This is a genomic window from Streptomyces sp. NPDC001339 (genome assembly GCF_042895955.1).
Lineage (GTDB): Bacteria > Actinomycetota > Actinomycetes > Streptomycetales > Streptomycetaceae > Streptomyces.
The window spans coordinates 688,809-708,360 of record NZ_JBIAWT010000002.1; the positions used below are offsets into that span (position 1 = coordinate 688,809).

20 protein-coding genes and 1 pseudogene are annotated in these 19,552 nt (G+C 65.9%); 11 read left to right on the forward strand and 10 right to left on the reverse strand.

Going from position 1 to position 19,552, the window contains the following annotated elements:
• Positions 1 to 440: 440 nt before the first annotated feature.
• The 4 genes from ACFY12_RS08125 to ACFY12_RS08140 all read left to right on the forward strand — a co-directional run bounded on the left by ACFY12_RS08125 (position 441) and on the right by ACFY12_RS08140 (position 5,185).
• Complete coding sequence (locus tag ACFY12_RS08125; protein WP_390714895.1) at positions 441 to 2,249, forward strand: alpha/beta hydrolase; 1,809 nt, start codon at positions 441 to 443, stop codon at positions 2,247 to 2,249.
• Positions 2,224 to 2,817: a hypothetical protein gene (locus tag ACFY12_RS08130; protein WP_390714896.1), complete on the forward strand. Its 594-nt coding sequence runs from the start codon at positions 2,224 to 2,226 to the stop codon at positions 2,815 to 2,817. Before ACFY12_RS08125 ends, ACFY12_RS08130 begins: the two co-directional genes overlap by 26 nt.
• A 271-nt stretch (positions 2,818 to 3,088) precedes the next feature.
• A complete protein-coding gene (locus ACFY12_RS08135) occupies positions 3,089 to 3,925 on the forward strand; it encodes a hypothetical protein (RefSeq protein ID WP_390714897.1) in 837 nt (278 codons plus the stop codon).
• A 1,116-nt stretch (positions 3,926 to 5,041) separates the two neighbouring features.
• On the forward strand, positions 5,042 to 5,185 hold the full coding sequence (locus ACFY12_RS08140; RefSeq protein ID WP_390714898.1) for a hypothetical protein: 144 nt from the start codon (positions 5,042 to 5,044) through the stop codon (positions 5,183 to 5,185).
• Between the two features lie 40 nt (positions 5,186 to 5,225).
• Here the strand turns inward: ACFY12_RS08140 and rox are convergent, their stop codons facing one another.
• Entirely contained in the window at positions 5,226 to 6,692 is a 1,467-nt protein-coding gene (gene rox / locus ACFY12_RS08145; protein ID WP_390714899.1) for a rifampin monooxygenase, read from the reverse strand.
• A 560-nt stretch (positions 6,693 to 7,252) separates the two neighbouring features.
• Here rox and ACFY12_RS08150 point away from each other — a divergent pair.
• Positions 7,253 to 8,131, forward strand: a complete 879-nt coding sequence (locus ACFY12_RS08150) for a PHP domain-containing protein (RefSeq protein WP_390714900.1) — start codon at positions 7,253 to 7,255, stop codon at positions 8,129 to 8,131.
• A 35-nt stretch (positions 8,132 to 8,166) separates the two neighbouring features.
• On the opposite strand, the pseudogene ACFY12_RS08155 reads toward ACFY12_RS08150, so the two are convergent.
• The 9 genes and pseudogenes from ACFY12_RS08155 to ACFY12_RS08195 all read right to left on the reverse strand — a co-directional run.
• A pseudogene (locus ACFY12_RS08155) lies at positions 8,167 to 8,337 on the reverse strand (IS5/IS1182 family transposase); the annotation flags it as partial.
• 57 nt (positions 8,338 to 8,394) lie between these two features.
• Entirely contained in the window at positions 8,395 to 8,847 is a 453-nt protein-coding gene (locus tag ACFY12_RS08160; protein WP_390714901.1) for an NUDIX hydrolase, read from the reverse strand.
• Between the two features lie 18 nt (positions 8,848 to 8,865).
• Positions 8,866 to 9,660: an STM4013/SEN3800 family hydrolase gene (locus tag ACFY12_RS08165; protein ID WP_390714902.1), complete on the reverse strand. Its 795-nt coding sequence runs from the start codon at positions 9,658 to 9,660 to the stop codon at positions 8,866 to 8,868.
• A complete protein-coding gene (locus ACFY12_RS08170; protein ID WP_390714903.1) occupies positions 9,657 to 10,154 on the reverse strand; it encodes a hypothetical protein in 498 nt (165 codons plus the stop codon). The genes ACFY12_RS08165 and ACFY12_RS08170 overlap by 4 nt, the downstream gene beginning before the upstream one ends.
• Positions 10,147 to 10,785: a dTMP kinase gene (locus ACFY12_RS08175; protein WP_390714904.1), complete on the reverse strand. Its 639-nt coding sequence runs from the start codon at positions 10,783 to 10,785 to the stop codon at positions 10,147 to 10,149. Before ACFY12_RS08175 ends, ACFY12_RS08170 begins: the two co-directional genes overlap by 8 nt.
• Positions 10,782 to 11,798, reverse strand: coding sequence for a radical SAM protein (locus tag ACFY12_RS08180; RefSeq protein WP_390714905.1), 1,017 nt, complete (start codon positions 11,796 to 11,798; stop codon positions 10,782 to 10,784). The genes ACFY12_RS08175 and ACFY12_RS08180 overlap by 4 nt, the downstream gene beginning before the upstream one ends.
• A gap of 329 nt (positions 11,799 to 12,127) precedes the next feature.
• Positions 12,128 to 12,328 carry a hypothetical protein gene (locus ACFY12_RS08185; RefSeq protein ID WP_390714906.1) on the reverse strand — a complete coding sequence of 67 codons (201 nt, stop codon included), beginning with the start codon at positions 12,326 to 12,328 and terminating at the stop codon, positions 12,128 to 12,130.
• 87 nt (positions 12,329 to 12,415) lie between these two features.
• Positions 12,416 to 12,802: a recombinase family protein gene (locus ACFY12_RS08190; RefSeq protein WP_390714907.1), complete on the reverse strand. Its 387-nt coding sequence runs from the start codon at positions 12,800 to 12,802 to the stop codon at positions 12,416 to 12,418.
• Positions 12,799 to 13,143 carry a DUF6415 family natural product biosynthesis protein gene (locus tag ACFY12_RS08195; RefSeq protein ID WP_390714908.1) on the reverse strand — a complete coding sequence of 115 codons (345 nt, stop codon included), beginning with the start codon at positions 13,141 to 13,143 and terminating at the stop codon, positions 12,799 to 12,801. The genes ACFY12_RS08190 and ACFY12_RS08195 overlap by 4 nt, the downstream gene beginning before the upstream one ends.
• Positions 13,144 to 13,717: 574 nt before the next feature.
• On the opposite strand from ACFY12_RS08195, the gene ACFY12_RS08200 reads away from it, so the two are divergent.
• The 6 genes from ACFY12_RS08200 to ACFY12_RS08225 all read left to right on the forward strand — a co-directional run bounded on the left by ACFY12_RS08200 (position 13,718) and on the right by ACFY12_RS08225 (position 19,548).
• Positions 13,718 to 15,190, forward strand: a complete 1,473-nt coding sequence (locus ACFY12_RS08200; protein WP_390714909.1) for a helix-turn-helix domain-containing protein — start codon at positions 13,718 to 13,720, stop codon at positions 15,188 to 15,190.
• A gap of 12 nt (positions 15,191 to 15,202) precedes the next feature.
• Positions 15,203 to 15,829 (forward strand): 2'-5' RNA ligase family protein, encoded by a 627-nt coding sequence (locus ACFY12_RS08205; protein ID WP_390714910.1) that lies wholly within the window; start codon positions 15,203 to 15,205, stop codon positions 15,827 to 15,829.
• Between the two features lie 830 nt (positions 15,830 to 16,659).
• Entirely contained in the window at positions 16,660 to 17,160 is a 501-nt protein-coding gene (locus ACFY12_RS08210; protein WP_390714911.1) for an ATP-binding protein, read from the forward strand.
• A 204-nt stretch (positions 17,161 to 17,364) separates the two neighbouring features.
• Complete coding sequence (locus ACFY12_RS08215; protein WP_390714912.1) at positions 17,365 to 17,910, forward strand: hypothetical protein; 546 nt, start codon at positions 17,365 to 17,367, stop codon at positions 17,908 to 17,910.
• A gap of 290 nt (positions 17,911 to 18,200) precedes the next feature.
• Positions 18,201 to 18,773 carry a hypothetical protein gene (locus tag ACFY12_RS08220; protein ID WP_390714913.1) on the forward strand — a complete coding sequence of 191 codons (573 nt, stop codon included), beginning with the start codon at positions 18,201 to 18,203 and terminating at the stop codon, positions 18,771 to 18,773.
• Positions 18,774 to 18,939: 166 nt separating this feature from the next.
• A complete protein-coding gene (locus ACFY12_RS08225) occupies positions 18,940 to 19,548 on the forward strand; it encodes an SAF domain-containing protein (protein WP_390714914.1) in 609 nt (202 codons plus the stop codon).
• Positions 19,549 to 19,552: the final 4 nt, after the last annotated feature.

Here is a 19,552-nt window from a genome sequence, read left to right on the forward strand (position 1 = left end):
TGGGACCAGCTGGTCAAGGCAGCGCAAAACGGGCCGGTGGGTGCGGCTCAAGACCCTGATCGCAGTGCCCGAATGACGCTCGCCTCGACGCAGGCGAGGGGAAGTGGCGGTGGCAGCGGATCTCCCGACCTGAAAGCGAGTCAGGGCCCATGGACTGCTGCCTCCGGTGTCGCAACTGCCTTGCAGGCGAGCACAGGCTCCGCAGCAACCAGGCTCAATACCGCGCATGAGGGTGTCACGTGGGGGCTCGAAGGGTTCATGACTCCAGCGGTCCTTAACGAGGTGCGTACCTCATGGAGCGATCGCCTCGCGGACGTTAAGGCCGAGTGCCACCGACTGGAGGGCGCGCTCAGGGCGGCGGGCAAGGAGTTTGGCGAGGTCGACGCGAGAGTGGCGCGCTCGTTTACGCAGCAGCAGGGTCGCGACTCAAGGGTGGGGCGGTGACGGTGATTACCTGGCAGCAGCTGCGGGACTTCAAGGCCCAGGAATACAAGGATGCAGCCGAGGGCTGGGCAGAGGTCAGCAGTCGCGCGAGAGCCGCAAAGGACAGGGTCGACAGCGAGATGCTCGCGAAGCTCCGCGACACCCAGTCCGGTGACACAGCCAGTGACGCGATCAGCGACCTGGAGCAGTTGAGCCGCAACTTCCAGTACATCCACACCGAGTGCGGTCTGATCCGTACCGCGCTGAACGGCTTCGCTTCGGAACTCGCCGGCCCGCAGAGGAAACTCAAGAGCGCTTTGGATGAGGCGCAGCAGCTTGGCTTCACAGTGAAGCCGGACGGCTCGGTCCAGTACCCGGCTTCGGTCCCCTTCGCCGCTGATACGGGTGGTACCGCGGTGCCTGGCGCCCCCATCCCGTTCTTCCCCGGCAAGGCCGAGGGGGGCGGCAACCTCAACAAGGGCAGAGCAGAGGACATCGCCGAGCGTATTGCCGCCGCGGTACGTGATGCGGTCGAGGTGGACGGGCGCTATCGGTCGGTCTTGACCAAACTCAAGGCGGCTCGAGGGCTGAAGGTCGACGACTCGGTCTGGGCCGACGCAGGGCAGGACCTGAAAGACGTGCGGAAAGCTGCTGGCGGTTTTCTCAAGGAGAGCGACATCCCTAAGGACAAGTCGCCTGCCGATAACAAGAAGTGGTGGGAAAGCCTCACACAGGAGCAGCGCGAGGAGTACACCGCCCTTTACCCTGCGAGCATCGGCGCTCTGGACGGGGTCCCCTCCGTCGTACGTGATGAAGCAAATCGTGTCGTACTTGCCGAGGCGCGGGGCGGCATGCAGCTGCAACTGAACTCCTGGCTCAAGAAGGAGCCCGAGCACTATCAGATGCGCATCAACCCCGTGACTGGGCTACCGATGCATGGTGTGCTCGAACCGACACGGCAATGGAAGGATTGGAATCAGAAGAAGGAGGAAATTGAGGGCAGACTCCGGGGGATGAAAGCCATCCAGAACCGCTTTGACAGCAGCGACAAGGAAGGTGTTCCTAAGGCGTACTTGCTGGGGTTCAGGGAAGATGGCAACGGTCGTGCCATCATCGCCAACGGAAACCCGGACACAGCCGACCACACTGCGGTCTATGTGCCTGGTACCGGATCGAACCTCGCAGGTATCCAAGGAGATATCAGCCGGATGACCGATCTCTGGCGAGCGGCCGTTCCAATGACCGGGGGTCAGAAGGTCTCGACCATTACCTGGCTTGGGTACGACGCGCCGCAAGACATCGTCAAGGATTCCCCATTCAGTCACTATGCGGATGACGGTGCACCGGCGTTCAATAAGTTCATTGATGGCCTCAATGCCTCGAACGGGACGGAGGCCGGCGGCCACCTCACTACTATCGGCCACTCTTACGGCACCACACTTATAGGCTCCGCTGCGCGGCAGGGCGATCTCAACGCCGATGACGTGGTGCTCGCAGGAAGCCCTGGTGTTCAGGTGGGAAAGGCCACGGACCTGGACGTCCCCAAGGGGCACGTGTGGAACGAGGAAGCCGACTGGGATTTCGTGCCGGACATAGGTGCGTTCGGGCATGGCGGAGCACAGTGGAAGGTCGGTGGCGGCGTCTTCATCTCCCCCAGTGACGACGTCTTTGGAGCCAATCAAATGAGTACCGATACCACGGGTCACAGTGACTATTGGAAATGGAAGTTCGACCCTGAAACCGGACGAACTCAGCCGACAGAGAGCCTTCGGAACCAGGCAGCGGTCGTGGTGAGCCAGTATGAGGAAGTTCAGCGTGCTAAATAGTCTTCAACAATCTCAAGGGAACCATCCAAAGAACTTCATTGTCATGGTGGCGATTGCCGCATCTACCACGCTGGCGGGGTGTTCGAGTGTGACCGACTCTGGTAAGGAACCTGCATATACGCCGGAGGTTCGACAGATCTCTGAAGCGCGAAAAGAGGCGAAGGATATTTCCAGCAACCTCTTCGATGCAATTGGTCTGCAAGGGCGTATCAGTCAGCCGGGTCCAGGAGTGTCTCAGTGCGGGGACAAGGGCCCGGCAAAGTTCTACACGATTCATCACCCGTGGTCACTCTCGGGGGTGTCTGTTGAGGACATGAAGCAGGCCATGGCGCGCCTGAAGGAGAACCTCCCCAAGAATGACTGGAAGATTGTCAGTTACGGGCCAGATAAGAGCCCTAGCAAGAGCCTTGAGCTGATCGCTGATTCCACGAAGAGGAAGTTCTCGGTCAATATCCGACTGCTTGACAGGACGCAGCGAGCCAGTTCCAATGCTCCCTCGATGATTTACGTGGACCTTACTTCGGCATGTTTCCAGGTGCCTGAGGGGAAGACTGTTGACGAGTACTGATTGGCCGGCAACTGCTGAGGGACCGACAGGGATATGCGCTACTTGAAGGCAGGCGTGGAGATCTCTGCCGTGGCCGCCTCCAACGCCGAAGGCTAGAACAAGGTCCGTTCAAGGAATTGGCCAAGAGTGTGACCAGAAGGCAGGGGCGCTCGTGAACGTGCGCAGAGTGGTTTCAGCCATTGCGCTGGTGTCTGTGTCGGTCACAGTTGCAGCTTGCGGGATGCAGACGGACGGACGACCGGATGGCGGGGCGACGCCGAAACGAGTCAAAATGAACGAGCATCAGGCTATCGAACGTGCAGAGGAGATCATCCATCAGGCGGTGGACGGCATGTCGCCGGCACCGACACTGAAGCCCGTTCGGAAAACTACTGGAGCTTGCCTGGCTCGTGATGAGAGCGGCTATGACGACCGCGTACAGGTTACCCGCATGTACCGGCTGACAGGCGTTCCGGGCGTCGATGCGAAGAAGCTTGTGCGGCAGGCCAGGGATGCTTGGGTGAAGCTGGGGTATGAATTCCAATCCCCGGGCACAGACGGGGATTGGTCTGATCCCTTTCCCCGGGTCCACATGCGCACCGTGACCGACGATTTCTGGATGCAGGCCCTGGCCGGTGTTGTGGACCGTCAGAAGGGCGAGGGTCTCACCACTATCAAGGCTACCTCGCCGTGTTTTGCGCCCGAAGCGTCTGGAAATGCCCGCGCGACTCCGTCCACGCTGCGCTCCGCCCACCACGACGAGCGCGCCGAGCGCCAGGTCCTAGCCCACTCCAGCCGTATCTACGACGCCCTCCGCGCCCCGCATGCCCCAGAGCAGGACGATCGACCCCGCACGGTCCAGGACGCCGACGGCACGTGGCTTCACCATGCCTGGTCGACTGCACCGCTCACTGAGGACGAGACGTTCCGGGCTTTGAAGAGGGCTCAGGAGCATCTCGCGAGCGCGGGCTGGACCGTGCGCCATCTGAAGACGCGCGCCGGCTCCTCTTCGGTAGTTGCGCGGCATGCCGACGATGACAGCATTGCCCAGATCGCTCCGTCATCCACCGGCGCTATCCGAGTCGCCGTGACCGTGCCCACGGCAGCTGTACTGCGCACTAACGTGTGAAAGTGCCCAAAGAGTTGGCTCACTTCCCCGTACCTGCGCTGTCCAATGAGGCGGTCCGAGCGTGCCGTCAGCCAAGTGGGGCAGAAGCATGGGGACTGCCACTCATACATCTGGTGGTCACGGTTGAGCGTGATCAGTTCGACGTGCGTGAAGTGCGCTGTCGTGCGTGCGGCACCGATCGAGTAGAGGGCGTTCCGTACAGGACCCGGGGCCATTGGCGTCGCTGTAGGTGATGCAGACATGCGGGGTGAAGTCGCCCTCCGGCTCGGGGACGTGCTGCCAGACGGCGCGGATGGCGGTGCGCAGTGCGGCGCGTACGGTGACGGGACACCGCTCCCGGCCGTCATCACCGGCTTCGACAATTGGATTAACAATGAGCAAGTCCTGCCTCTATGGGGAGGATGGGAATCTGCTGGTTGGGTGATCGCAGACAAGGCGACGATTCCTTCGTCCAGGAGGCGCGTTGATCAAGCGTGACGTTCATGACATCTGGGCCGGTTTTGAAGCGTTCGGTGCCTCTATTGATGGTTTCGGTACTGCTCCCCATGGTGGCGGCGGCCCCGGCTGCGGCTGATACCAGCGCTTGTACGCATCACTTCTCGGGACCCCAGGTCTGCATCCGCCTGGAGGGCCGCAATCATTTGAATTCCGTGACGGCGATCTGGACCAATCCGTCACGAGGGGCCCAGCGCCGGAAGGTCAGCCTCTTCACGAATGGCCGACGCTCTAGCACAGCACGGGCACACCGGGTGGGAAGTACGCTGAGCCACACGTGGGGAACTTTCGACACGGGTACCGATACCAAACTGTGTGTCAAGTTCGCTGATATCTCGCGGATGGCCTGCGAGATGACCCGTTACATCGGCGATCGTGCGCAGTTCTGAGCGCGTCCCCTGCCCCGCCCAGGGGCCCATCTGGGACAGTCAGCGGCGTCTGGGGTGGAGACACGGGGTAAGGATGGGCTCCGGATACACGGGAGAGGGTGAGGGGTCACCGTATTCTGTCGGCTGGCCGCTCCTCGAAAGCTGGCCTCGCTCTCTGCAGAGCGAGAGGTCAGGGCCACTGTCCGCTGTCATCGAATCGAGGCGCTTCACAGCGAACCCAGTCGCTTCGGCTATGGAACCCACGGCGACCCGCAATTGCCCGCATTGCCAGCAGCCGGTCACCATCGTCGCCCTGCTGGCCACCCCGGAAGCCGCCCGTCCTGCCATGCCTGGCGGCCCCGATGTCGTCCCGTTGCGGATGAGTTGGCCGCGCTGAGCACTGTGGTTGGCCCGGCCTGGTGCCTGGCACTCAGCGCTCAGTTGGCGGTAGCGCCGAACCACGTGGGTAGCTGGCTGAGCAGATCCTGCTGATCTTCACCGACCCACGCCACGTGACCGTCCGGTCGTAGCAGCACCGCGGGCACGTCCAGTTCCTCGCTGGCGTCGACGACGTGGTCGACCCGGTCTGCCCACCCGGCGACCGAAAGCCGCCCGGTCTGGTCGAGCAGCAGTCCGCGGCCGCCGCGCATCAGCTCATAGAGGCGCCCCCGCTTCAGGGCCACGTCCCGCATCCGGCGGCCGAGCAGGTGATGCCCCTCGCCGAAGTCGTAGCGGACCCCGACCGCGATGATCTTCTCGATCAGGTACCGGTTCACCTCCTCGAAGTCCATCAGTTCCGACACCAGCCGGCGCACCGCCCGGGAACCCGGCGCGGTAGACATCAGCTCCATCTGTGCGCGGGTGTTGTCCAGCACGTCGGCGGCCACCGGGTGCCGTTCGGTGTGGTAGCTGTCCAGCAGCCCCTGCGGTGCCCAGCCGCCGACCTCGGCGGCCAGTTTCCAGCCGAGGTTGAACGCGTCCTGGACGCCGAGGTTGAGGCCCTGTCCGCCGGTTGGCGGGTGGATGTGCGCCGCGTCGCCGGCCAGCAGTACCCGGCCGACGCGGTAGCGCTCGGCCTGCCGGGTGGCGTCGCCGAACCGGGAGAGCCAGCGTGGCGAGTGCACACCGAAGTCGGTGCCGGCGAACTCCCGCAACTGCTGCTTGAACTCCTCAAGGGTCGGCGGGACGGTACGGTCCTCGGCCACCCCCTCGGCGGGCACGACGACGCGATACACCCCGTCCCCGACAGGCCCGACACCGAACCGCTGCTGAGTCTTGCGGACTTCGGCCACCACGGTGGCCAGCGTCTCCGGCGGCACGGCCACCTCCATCTCGCCCAGCAGTGTCTCGACCCTGGTGGGCTCGCCGGGGAAGCCGACGCCGAGCAGCTTGCGCACCGTGCTGCGGCCGCCGTCACAACCGACGAGGTAGCGCGAGCGCAGGCGCGTGCCTCCCCCGCCGGCTACGCCCTCACTGGCGGGGGTACCCCCATTGGCCAGTTCGACGGTCACCCCGTGTTCGTCCTGGTTCAGCCCGACCAGTGCGCAGCCGCGGCGGATCTCGGCGCCGAGCTCGGTGGCGCGCTCGGCCAGCAGGCGGTCGGTGGTGGTCTGCGGGATGCCGAGGACATACCCATGCGCGGTGTCCAGCCGGTCGGGCCAGGGCTTGTCGATGGCGGCGAAGAAACCGCCGACCTTGTACTGCTGGCCGTGCGCGAGGAACCGCTCCAGCAGACCGCGCTGGTCCATCACCTCGATGCTGCGCACGTGCAGGCCGAGCGCGCGGACATAGCTGGCCGGCTGCGCCTCCTTCTCCAGCACGAGCACACGCACGTCGTGCAGCCGCAACTCGCTGGCCAGCATCAGACCGGTCGGTCCGCCGCCGACCACGATCACGTCAATCATCAAATCCCCCACTGAACAAGGTTGCGCCGAGTGCCCGCAACCGCACTGCGAGTCCCACCGGCGGTTTCACGTCCCGCGAGACCCAGAGATCAGCAAAAACGCATGTACTTCGTGAATCCACGATTTCCGCAGGTTCTGGCCTCGGCCGGAGATTCTGCAGCACGACCCGGGTCTTGCCGCAAGGCCCCCGGTGCGCTATAAGTTGAGAGTGGCAAGGAGCGGGTAACCTCCTTGCCTTTGCCTTGTGCCGTCGGTGCGGACGGACACGCTCCTCCCGATGCCGTGACGCGCCGCCTACGGCGATACCACCGGTCCGGGAGACCTACGGGAGGCAACCGCGGACCGCGAGGTCCGCCCTCTTCAGCAAGGTCGACTCGACCGTCGCCGACTGCGCATGATCGCCACCATGTCGGGCCAACCGCGATGCTCAGCGGGGCCAACTCAAGCGCCAACGGCCAGCTGAAGCGCTCAGCCACAGGTGTCACCGGTTGTTGCTGCCGGACGTCGGCGGCCGGTCCCGCAGTGCCTGAGTTGACCTTGCCCCAGGGGCAGACCGGACTATGTCGCTCATGACCAAGATGAGTCTGGAAGAGGTCGGGGGCATGCTGCCGCCGGACAGCCATGTGCACAGCCAGTGGTCCTGGGACGCACTGGCCGGATCGATGGAAAAAACGTGTCTCCGCGCGGCCGAGCTCGGTCTTCCGTCGGTGGCATTCACCGAACACGCCGACCTGACCCCCTGGACCCTCACACCTGGTGAAGAGGTTCCGGAGGCATGGCGGCCGTTGGTCGTCGATGGCGTGCTGACTCCGCCTCCACTCGACCTCGACGGCTACCGGCAGTGCCTGGAACGGTGCCGACAGCGTCACCCAGGCCTGCGGATCCTGTCCGGCGTCGAGCTGAGCGAACCCCACTGGCATGCCTCCCGCGCTGCGGCCCTGCTCAAGGCGGGCGACTTCGAGCGGGTGCTGGCTTCCGTGCACTCCGCACCGACCGCGGGCGGCAGCGGGTTCACCGAGGTCTCCGGACGCTATGACGATCAGCCGCCGGATCGGGTTGTGCGTGCCTATCTGGCAGAGACCGCACGCCTGATCGAGCAGTTCGAGGCGTTCGAAGTTCTCGCTCACATCGACTACCCGGTGCGCTATTGGCCCAAGGACGCAAAGCCGTATGACCCGCTCGACTTCGAGGAGGAGTACCGCCACGTCCTACGCGTCCTTGCCGCAACCGACAAAGTCCTCGAAGTCAACACCAAGGTCCCTCTGCACCCGCAGGTCCTGGCGTGGTGGCGCCAGGAGGGCGGTCAGGCAATCACATTCGCCAGCGACGCCCACGAGCCCACTGCGCTCGCCAGGGGCTTCAGCGATGCCGCTCAGTTGGCGGACGCCTCAGGTTTCCGCCCAGGGCGCGATCCCCACGGCTTTTGGTGTCGTAGCTGATCAAGGGCGTCGTGTCCATGTCCACGGTGTCAGCGGGACTTGGGCTTCCTCGTCCACTGACTGGTGCGGGGGCTATTGAGGGTGAGGCGCTTGGTCATCACAGTGATGAGTGCCCAGTTCAGGTGGGCTTCGGAGTGCTGAGGCAGCCGCTCGTAGTCGCGTGCGTTGCGGCGGGCGTTCATGCACCAGCCGATGGTGCGCTCGACTTTCAACGGCGGGGCTTCGAGTTCGGTGCGCGGCACGGGACAGGACGGAGGAGTCGTTCAGTTCTTGTCGGTTGAGGTGGCTTGCTGGGCGAGTAGTAGCGCGAGAGGGCCGCCCTGGAGGAGGAAGCGGCTTTCGGTGGCGGCCTGGATGGCGTCGGGCAATGGCCACCACGTGAGCTTGAAGTTCTCTTCGCTCGGTGTGAGCTGTTGTGGGCCGTGGGTGAGGTTTTCGGCGAGGTAGAGGTGGATGCGGGCGGGTGAGTGCAGGGTGATGGCGTATGCGCCGAGGGGGCGCCAGGCGGTGGCGGTGACGCCGGCTTCCTCGCGTAGTTCGCGCCGCGCGCATTGTTCCGGTGTCTCGCCAGGTTCCCGGCGTCCCCCGGGGAGGAAGAGGTAGTCGCCTCCGTGTTGGGGGAATGCGGCGGTCAGGACGGCGACCATGCCGTTGGTGTCACGGGCCACGATGACGGAGGCGTCGCGCGGCGGCTCCCGGTCGGGTGCGTCGGTCATGGCCCGGGAGCGTATCGACTATGTGGTCAGCCATGCGGCGAACGGGACGTTCAGCACGGTGGGGTGGGCGATGCCGCGGCCGTGGTAGCCGTCCTCGCCGAAGGCGTCGCCGTGGTCGGCACACATGATGATCAGCCACCTGGCGGTGCTGGTGAGGGTGCCGATCAGGCGGCCGAGGTGTTCATCGGCGTAGGCGAGGGCGGCAGCCTGGGAGCGCCAGGAGTCGGTGCTGTCCCCGACGTAGTGGCCGTGGGGGACGTGGGTGGCCGAGACGTTGACGAAGAGGAACTGCGGCTGGCCGGCATGCTCCTCGGCGACGGCGAGGGCCCGGTCGACCTGGTGGCGGGTGGAGTCGGGCTCCGGTGAGCAGAACTCCGGACGCCAGTGGTCCTCCTGGAACATGTCCGGAAGCACTGACCCCAGTGGGGTTTCCCGCGAGAAGTACGTCACGCCGCCGATGCATACGGTGCGGTAGCCGTGCTGGGCGAGTCCGGTGAGGAGGTTCGGCGCGTTGAAGACGAACGTGCCGGGATCGACGGTCTTGAAGGCGGGCGGGCGGCACTCCCACAGGCGTGGTGGCTGTACGGGTTGGGGGAGCTTGGGCAGGAAGCCGGAGAAGAATGCGATGTGGGCAGGGAGTGTGAAGGTGCCGGAGGTGCGGCGTTCCTCCCACTGGCCGTCAGGGAGGAGCATGGCCAGGTGCGGGGTCTGGCCGGCGTGCAGGGCAGCGCGTGCTACGTCGTAGCGAAGCGAGTCGAGGGTGACGAACAGGATGCTGGTGCCGCTGTGGATGACCTCTGCCGCGTCGATCATGCCGTCTCCACGAGGTCTGGACGTGCCGTGATGTGGCCCCTGGCCTGGTCGTTGACGGGGATGGGTACGCGATCGGCGGCGATCATCTCCCGTACCTGCGCAAGGCCGGTGTCCTCGGTGAGCGGCTGGCCACCTGCGTTGTAGAGGTGGATGGTGACGGTCTGTCGGCTGCCCTCCATGGTGGTGGAGAGCAGGGCGCCGGGGACGTTTCCGAGGGCCTCCATCGCGCGGAGGAGCTGGGTTTCGTTGGCTTGACCGAGGTCGGCGACCTGGCAGCGGAAGTGCTGGGCGTTGATGGCTCCGCGGCACAACCGTCGGTGGAACTCTGCGGTGGTGGGGTGGCCGTCGCTGGCCACTGCGATCTGGCGGGCGCGGGTGACCACGACGAAGCATGCGCCAGCCCACCAGGTCACGCCCGCGTGGATCTCGCCCGGGAATGCGCCGGTGATGCGGTCGTCGTGGAAGACGGTATCGGTGTCGATCGGGTTAAGCACGCTGTGCCTCCAGGTGCTTGACGATGAGGTCGGCCAGGTCGTCGGGGCTGCGTTGGTTGGTGGGGAGGGGGATCGCGCTGGGGTCTTCGTCGGCGACGGCTTGGAAGTTCGCCTGCAGTCTGGCCAGGCGGCCGGGGACGGTGAGTAGGTCGGTGTCGTCCTGCTTTACGTCTGTCTTCGTCCCCATCCGTTGTTTCAGTGAATGGTTGGAGCTGGTGAGGTAGAACGTGGCGTCCGGTACCAGCAGGTACGGCTTGAAGGGCGCGAACAGCTCCTTCACCTGGTTCAGGCCGACTCCGTTGACGGCGGCGTGGCAGGCCAGCACGGAAGAGGCGTACCGGTCTGCGACCACCGGCCCGCGGCTGAGTGCCTCGCGTACGAGGTCGGAGGTGTGCAGGAGTCCGGAGAGGTAGAAGGCGAACTGCGGCAGCGGCCGAAGCTGCGCGTTGATGGCAGGAGACAGGCTGGTGTGGGGCTGGGGCAGGGTGTGGATGGCCGTGGCGCCGAGCCGCTTGGCCAGCAGGCGGGTGAGCGTGGACTTTCCGACTCCGGAGACGCCTTCTAGCACTACGAACGGCCTGCCGCGGCTTTCCTGTGCCGTGGGAGCGTAGGGGGCGCGGAGGGGGTTCACAGGGTTCCTTCGGTGAAGGCGGCGACGTGCTGGGCTACGGCCGCGGGGATCGTCTCCGGATGGGTGAGCATGGGCCGGATGTCCATGCGCAGGTCCTCCCGGAGCAGGCAGGGCTGGAGCCCGCCGGCGTGGTCCATGCGCAGGGCCCAGAAGCCCTCGACGCACCTGGCTCGCACAGGGCAGGTACCGCACTGGCCGACGTGGTGGCGGCCGAGTTCGCGGTGGATGACGTCGATCTCGATGCCGTCGACGCGGAAGATCCTGCGGCCCTGGCCGACGCCGGAGACCTCCACCTCCTCCTCACGCGTGAGGGTGCGCAGGTAGTCGATGATTCCCTGCGCGCCGACCGCGGAGGTCTTCCGGTCGGCGTTGAAGTCGGTGTCGACCAGTTCGATGAACTGCACCGGCATCCTGCGGTCGAGCGCGAAAGTGAGGATGTCGCGCAGTTCGTGGGCGTTCTCGCGCTGGATGAGCGTGTTCAGCTCGACCCGCTCGAACATCTCCCGCGCGGCCTCGATGCCGTCCAGGACGGTTGTGACGCTGGAGCGGGTCTGGGCGATGGCCCTGAAGGAGTCGTCGGAGAAGTAGTGCAGGGAGACCTTCACCTTGTCCAGGCCGGTCGTGGCGAGCCAGTCCTGGTGCGTGCGCACCAGGAGCCCGTTCGTGATCAGCGTGTAGGGCACATCTGGGCCCTCAACGGGGAGCTGGGTGAGGACCGGACGGGCGAGCTTCGACACCAGCGGCTCGCCGCCGGTGAAGTACACCCGCCTCAAACCTGCGCCGACCAGCTCACGCAGCACGTTCACGTAGTGGTCAGCGGCCAGTTCACGGGCGCGCGGTTTGGCGTCGCGGTGCAGGTGGGTGAACGGTGGGGGCACATCGCCTTCGTTATGGCAGAACCAGCACTTCACGTTGCACGCCGGTGTCAGGGACACCCTGAGCTGCCCGCGCAGCGCTGCGAAATTCCGCAACGCGGTCCAGTCCACATCGGCTTTCGAGAGCGGAACGGACACCAGCTACTCCTTACGTCGTGTGCTTCTGGTTCGGTGGGGTGCTTCGGGCTGGGACCCGCGAGGCGAGGCAAGGCATCCCCGCCCGAAGCGGTCTATCGGAGGCGCTCCCGATTGCCGCACCAGGAGTGAGGCTGCGGGCCATATGCGCTGTACTGACGGCCTCACTGGCCGCTCTGGCGCTAGGGAAAGGCTGGGGCCAGGAGGCGAGGCGTCTGCTACGCCACCGTCGATCGAGAGGCGGTGTCAGACCGAGGACTGCGAGGGTGACCGGCGCGAGGTAGGAGGACAACCGGGTTGGCGACCGGGCTGCGGTCGGCCGTGGGTGCCGTTCACCGCGGGTCACCGTCCGCGATCCGCTGCGACCGCGTCCGCATCACTCTCAGCGTGTCCGGGTCCTCAGCCGGCCACGACCGGCGCCCCGCTGCTCGCAGGTACGGGATGCCGTTCCTGATGTCGGTGACGACCGCCTGGCGGTCAGGCGCGTACTGGACTTCATCGCCGACCTGCGGACCTTGGCTGGGGCTAGCCATGACCACCACCGATGACGCCGATGGCCAGTACGAGGGCGAGGGCGGCCAGGCATGTCAGATACGTGACGATCCGCCGATGCTGGGGAGTCACGGCGTCCTCCGGACCAGAACCGCGTCCTGGGTGGGCCAGTGGGGTTCATCGAACGTGGTGACCGTCCGACCACCGGCTTCGACGACACGCTGTTGGAGCAGCTGACGGTGTGTGGCATCGGTTGCGAGCCTGTCCAGGGTGTGGACCAGGCACAGCACCTCGTGGTGGTCCGCCGCGGCCCGCATGGCGGTGAGCAGCGCGGCCAGCTGTGGCCGGTGCGTGCTCAGGGCGTGATCGCCGAGGTCGCACCAGTGGCCGGCAAGGGGCCAACCCAGGCGGTTGGCGTAGTGCTGGCAGCCGACCAGCCGCATGCCGAGCTGGCGGCGGACGCGACTGGCGCACCGGTCGTATACAAAGGCCAGCGGGGGCTTCGCAGCAGTCACCGTCGGGCCTCCGCCATGTGCCAAGCCAGCAGGTACTGGCAGTCCCGAGCGAGCTGGTGCACCTGGACGTGAGCGGAGAGCGCACCCTGTCCGAGCCCCTGACGGGTATGCCGTTCGATCCCATCGAGCCGGGCTTTCAGCCGGTGCTCCTCGATACTGCCGGCCTCCGGATACCGGGCAGGCTTGCGAACCTCGAGGAGAAGGAGCCCGATGTGTCCCCGCAACTCCTCCTCCAGATCCCTCAGCACGCCGGGGGCCGGTCGGCCGGATCCGACACGGAGAGCACGTTGGATCGTCGTGCTGATCGTCTCCCTGTCGATCGGGAAGTCTTCGCTGTTCACCTCGGACCGTGGTGGGGATGCGTGCATCGCCCGGTCCCGCCTACGGTGCTCTGCCTCACGCTTTCGTCGACCGAGCTGACCGACTGCGAGATCATCTGCGTCTACCGCCTGGACGCTGGTTGCGAGCTGCTGACGATTCGCGGAGCCGGAGGTCTGTCGGTGGCCGGACGGGTGGGTTCGCTTGGTCTTGATCTTCACCTCACTGCTGTGGCAGGACGGCGCACTGCTCACGGGGGCGGGCGGTGATTCGTCATAGATCTCGGCACCCGTGGCTGGCCACGCAGGTCCGAGGAGCTCGGCTTTTGATACACGGTGCGGGGGCATGGGACACCTCCAGGTAGGCGTACGCCCAGCGGGGGTGTGGGCGCACTCCCACGCTTTCAATCCTGGAAGCCCCTGTCGCGGGCACCGGTGACCAGTTCTCTTGGACACCACGCAGCCGCTTTCACCTGGGATGATGCCGCGACACGCGAGGAGAACTGGACACCCGTGCCTCGTAGTTGCTCAGTTTTGATGTCGAAGGGCTCTGGCGCGGCTCTACCGTGGATCCACACGAAGACCTCCAAGGAGTGAGATGGCCTCGACTGCGACAGGTGCCAGCCGGGCTGCTGCGGACCAACTGCGGGCGGCGATGAAGAAAGCGGACTGCACGCCGGGACAGATCGCTTTAGAGATTCGTGGGCAGTTCGGGATCCGGCCGCGGGCGGCATGGCGGCTCGCCCATGGTCTGACACTGCAAGAGGTTGCGGACCGGGTGAACGACCTGGCCTCCACCCGTCCGGGTGTGGCCGTCGCAGCAGATGCCTCGTTGGCGGCGAGATGGGAAAAGTGGCCAAGTCGGACTGGCCGAAGGCCCACTCCGAGCGTCCTGGTGGTCTTGGCGGAAGTCTTCGGATGCACGGCCGAGGACCTGATCGACTTCAAAGACCGACAGGAAATGCCTCCCGGGGATCTACAGCTCCTCCAGCATGGCGCACCCCGTCCCCAAGCTCCCCAGCGCCCTGCACCGCCCGCGGACGTGGTCGTCCCGGAACCTGAAGCGGACCCCGTACAGGCGGCGGCTACTGAGTCAGCAGTCTGGGCGCAGTGGGCTGAGTCCACGAACGTCGGGGACATCGCACTGGAGCAGTTGACGGCAGACGTGCGTGCACTGGGGAGGGATTACCTGTGCCGTGATCCGGCCATCGTCTTTCGTGATGCCCGCCGGCTGCGCGATCGCATCTTCGAGCTGCTGAGGGGGCATCAGCGACCGCAGCAGTCCAGTGAACTGTACGTGCTGGCTGGCTATTTGTGCTGTCTGCTGGCGTGGATGTCATCCGACCTGAGCCCCCGGCTCGATTACGCCGACACCCAGGGACGCGCGGCGTGGCTGTGTGCCTCCCTCGCCGACCACACCGAGCTTCGGGCCTGGACTCTTTCGACTCGATCCAAGATCGCGTTCTGGGATGGCCGCTTTCGAGATGCCATTGCCTTCGCTCGTGAGGGCGCCGCACTTCAGCCATCGGGCACCGTGGGTGTGCTGCTGGCGTGTCAGGAGGCCGATGCCTGCTCTCGGCTTGGAGCCGCAGAGGAAGCCCACGCTGCCTTGGCCCGGGCGCATGAGGCGCAGGAGTCGCTACAGGGCGAAGACGACGTGGGCGGCCTCCTGTCATGTCCGGATCTCCGAAGAGTCAACTACTCGACGGGGGTGAAACTGCGTACCGGGCGAGCATCTGCGGCGCTCAAGGAGGCGGCGGACGCCCTGGTCGGTCCGTCGCCGCACGCATACGGCACCACCGCGCAAATGCGCATCACCCTCGCCTGCGCCCACGTCGCGATGGGGGAATCCGACGGTGCCGCGGAGGCCCTACGCCCGGTCCTCACACTGACGCCCGAGCAGCGACTGGCACCGATTGCCGAGCGCATGCACGAGTTCGCTGCCTTCGTCGCCCGATCGCCGATGGCCAAGAGCCGCACCGCCTCCAACCTGCAATCGGCGGTGAAGAGCTGGCATCTGGAATCGGCTCCACGCCAGCTGGCGCTCTCGCCAGGCACACTCACGAACTGATGGGATCCCGGCATGACAGGACACCGAGCGCAGCACAGCCACATGGCCAACCACTGGTGGTGGAGGCCGGGCTGGCAGCAAGGAAGCAGATTCCTCACTTTCCACTTCACCTTCCAAGACGCCGCTGACGTCCACCGGCTCGCCGCCGACTACCGGCTCGCACTGGCCGATGTCAACGGCCTGGACCTCGTACCGGACTCCTGGTTGCACCTGACCACCCAGGGCCTCGGCTTCGCCAGCGAGGTTCGCAAGACCGATGTCCAGGCGATCCTCGACGCGGCTGGTGAACGCCTCTCCACTATCCCGGCCTTCGACTTGACCTTGGACTGCCCCGAGATCACCCCGGAGGCCGTCCGGTGGGAAGCAACACCCAGCGCACCGCCGACAGAAGTACGTTCCGCGCTGCGCGAGGCAATCGGCACCGTCTGGTCCGACGTCCCTGAGGACGACGGTTTTGCCCCCCACGTCTCCATCGCCTACAGCAACGACACCGGACCGGCCGCCCCCGTCCAGGCCGCCCTCGACGCGGTAGACAGCAAGCCGTCCACCGCCCATGTCCGCAGCGTCGAACTGATCTTGCTCAACCGCGATCAGCACATGTACCAGTGGGAGACCTACGCTCGACTACCCCTTGCCTGACTCTCGTCACCGCCGTCACACCGGTGACGAACACACACTGCTTCGGCGTCGTCCGCCGTCCGGGTGAGGCTCCGGCACCCCTGAACCACTTGGGGAATGCGGCGCTGTGATTCGGCACCTGGTGGTGTCGTGGGGCAGGTGGCGTTGCGGGCATGGCCGAGCGGGCGTCGGTTCTTCGGCGCCCGACCGGCCGCGATCCGGCAGGGCCACCTCGACAACACCAGGTCAATGCTCCGGATCCGGAATTGCCGCTACATCGCGCTCTGGGGCCAGTCGCGCATTATTAGCATGCAGAGTAGTTACGCCCCCTGAAAATGGAGGGAGAGGCGGGAGAAACCTCCCCGAGAGGCTGTTCCTGTTCTCGTATCTAAGTAATCGGAGAAGTCAGAGCGCTTCAGTCCGGACAACGGAGCAGGAATGAAGGCGCCAACAACCGTATCTGCACTGACCCTGCGAGCCCTGGAGGTCTGACCTTACCGTCACATGCCCAGGGCTTTCGCCCTCCCCGGGCTGAACGTCTCGACGGGTAATGCCCCAACACTCGCAGGGTAGAGGAGAATCGCAGACGGCATTCCAGCCCCATTCAAAGATCTCTTGGCCAGTGGGTTCCGCTCTTCATGAGCACCACGGTTCGGTGGTCGCGCCCTGATCGCGATCGCCATGGAGGTCTCCGTAATGGTTCCACTCCTGTACGTCGTCGCATCCCTGTCTCTGTTGTTCACGCACGCGAGCCCCGCCATCCTCGCCGAAGCGAGCATGTGCGTACGCCCGGGGCGCGGGCGCCACCGTCGCGTCGGACGCGGGCGGCACGCAGCGCGAGGGGGGCGACGATGACCTCGACGTACCCGCCCGCATCGGACGGCGCCACCAGAGTTCTCTGGCGCTGGACCAGCCGTACCCCCGATGTGGCAGCGCGAGCCCGAGTTGCGTTGATCTGCGCCTTGGACCAGGTCGGCTGCGATGATGAGGTGCTCGATGACACGGTGCTGGCCGTGTCCGAACTGGTCGCCAATGCTCTGGAGCACGCGCCCGGCCCGTACGAGATGCGGCTGCGCTGTACGGCAGCCGAGCTGATCTGCGAGGTGGAGGATCGGGACCCGCGGATTCCGGCGGTCCCCGCATTTCCGGCAGCTGCCCTGTTCGAGCCTGCCCCGGAGAAGCGAGGCGGAGGCGTGGACGCGCTGCTGGAAGTCTTGGGGGAGCGAGGGAGAGGGCTCCATATCGTTCATCAGCTCACCTGCGGCGCCTGGGGTTTCACCGCTCGGAGGTGCGAAGGGGTGAAGGTGGCCTGGGCGGCGATTCCTAGGGCCCGAGTCCGGGTCAACGGGTGACACACGCAGTCTGCTGCCGCATCGGCAACAGCCTGCGTCCCCTGTCGTGCGGGGCAAGCGAGGTCTTCCGGCGGCTGGGGCAGGAGATGGGTGGGATTGTTCGCTCTCTCGTGGTTGGACGGCGCAACGCCGGGTAGCCCATTTGCAATCAATTACAGAGAGTGGTTAGTTGGGGGTCGTTGAGTGACGAAGAGTTGGGGGATCGTGACGTCAAACGGAGAGGCGAAGTGGAAGCTTCACTGGGCCTGCACGGTTGCCATTGCCCTGACCTTCGTGGGTGGGTGCGCAGGAAACCCGCCCGATGCCAAGCCGCCACCCAAGAGGACCGCTGGGGCGACGGCGTCTCGTGAGCCCGATGCGGAGCGCATGGAGGCCCTTGCGGCCTATCGTGCGATGTGGAGTGACCTGGTCGCGGTGTCTGCGTCCCCCGACCCCGGTTCGCCGCATCTTGAGGAGCATGCGACGGGCGGAGCCCTGGAGTTGATGAAGTACGGCCTCAGGCGAGCCGTGAAAGAAGGGGTCGTGAGTAAAGGAAATCCTCGCCTGGCGCCGGAGGCGGTATCCGCGACCGATGACGAGGTCACAATCCGGGATTGTGTCGACGGCACCAAGTGGCTTCAGTACAAGCTCAATGGCGAGCTGAAGAATGACGTGCCTGGCAGTCACTTCAAGGCTGATGCGACCGTACGGAGGGCCGATGGCGAGTGGATGGTTGACAGGCTCTATATGCACGAGTCCGGGTCGTGTTGATCAGGGGTGACAGCCGGAACCTCCGGGCTCGCGTACCGGTCGTGTGGGTGGGAATCCTCGCGCTTTCTGCCGCTGCATGGCCTGCCCAAGCTGACGAGTTCAGAGACCTGTACGGCGGTGTTACTTGCGCCCCGGGCAAGTGTGAGGTGGCCGCTGGCAGCGTATCGAAGCAGCCGCGTGAGCCGAGTGGGAAAGCTGCCGCAGCACGGTCAGCACACGCGAGTACGCGCCTCGAAGGAACAAAGAATCCCTCGGCCGTTGCGCCGGATGACTGGGAGAGCAGCTCGTCCATGCTGGGGCTGTTCAGCGCAGGGAAGGGGATGTTTCCGATCGCCGATGGCGACGGGCCGCATAGCCCCGAGCCGGGCGCGGGGCGGCGGGTGTCGATGCGGGAGGTGGTACAGCGGGCGGTGGAGCGGTTGAAGTTGCCCAGGCCGGTAATTCGTACGAGTCCACCTGAAGGGGCCTCCCAGGTGGTGCACGTGCCGACGTGGATGTGGGTGGAGCGGGAGACGTGGGCTCCTGTTACCACCTCGGTGGCGGTGGACGGGGTGGAGGTGACAGCGACGGCTCGGCCTCGCAAGGCGGTGTGGTCGATGGGTGATGGCGGCACCGTGGAGTGTCTGGGACCGGGGACGCCGTACTCGGACCGCTATGGCCCCAGGGCATCGTCGCCGGACTGCGGATACACCTATCAGCGGGCATCGCTGGACCATCCGAAGGGCGCGTTCACGGTATCGGTGCGGGTGACCTGGGACGTCGAGTGGCACGGGAACGGCCGCAGCGGCACGGTACGGGGGCTGGGGATGGCCGCGGAGCGCCAGTTGGTGGTGGATGAAGTGCAGGCCGTCGTGACGCGCTGACCGGCTGGAGTGGCATCCAGCTTCTGTGAGCAGGCCGTTCGACGGAAGTCGTAATTCCTTATCAGTGAGGTGGATTGTGGGTACCTCCTTGTCTTCTTCGGCTGTGAAAGGCACCGGTACTGGGGTCCCCGGGGCGCGCCAGTCGGGCCCTGGCAGGAAGCCTGCGGTGACGGGCGGACGTCGGCGTCGGCTGGGCTGGGTGTGGGCGGGACTGGGGGCCGTGGCGGTGTCGGCGGTCGGGTTCGCCGTAGTCGCGCAGGCCATGGGAGACCGGACGCCAGTGCTGGTGCTGACCCGCGACGTGCCAGCGGGGCAGGTGCTGAAGCGGGGGGACCTGCACGCGGTGCAGGTGGCGGCGGAGACGGGGGTGGTGCCGGTTGCCGACCAGGACACGGTGGTGGGGCGGAGGGCGCGGGTGCCGCTGGTGGCTGGGGCGTTCCTGGCGCCGGGGCAGGTGGGAACAAGTGCACAGTTTCCGCCGCCAGGGCATTCGCAGGTGGCGATCCCGGTGGAGCCGGGCGGCGCGCCGCCGGATCTGTCCCAGGGGGAACGTGTGGCGGTCCTTCCGGGGCCAGCAGGAGCTGGCGTTGCGGGAGGGGAAGAGGAGGCGCCTTCGGGGGTGTCCGGGACCGTGACGGGGGTGCGGGCGCCGGAGTCGGCGGGTGGACCGCGGGTGGTCTCGGTGCTGGTGGAGACCGCGGCGGCACGTCGGGTGGCGCAGTTGGAGCATCCGCGTGTGGTGGTGCTGCCTGCTGAGGGGCGTGAGGCTCCGTGAGGGC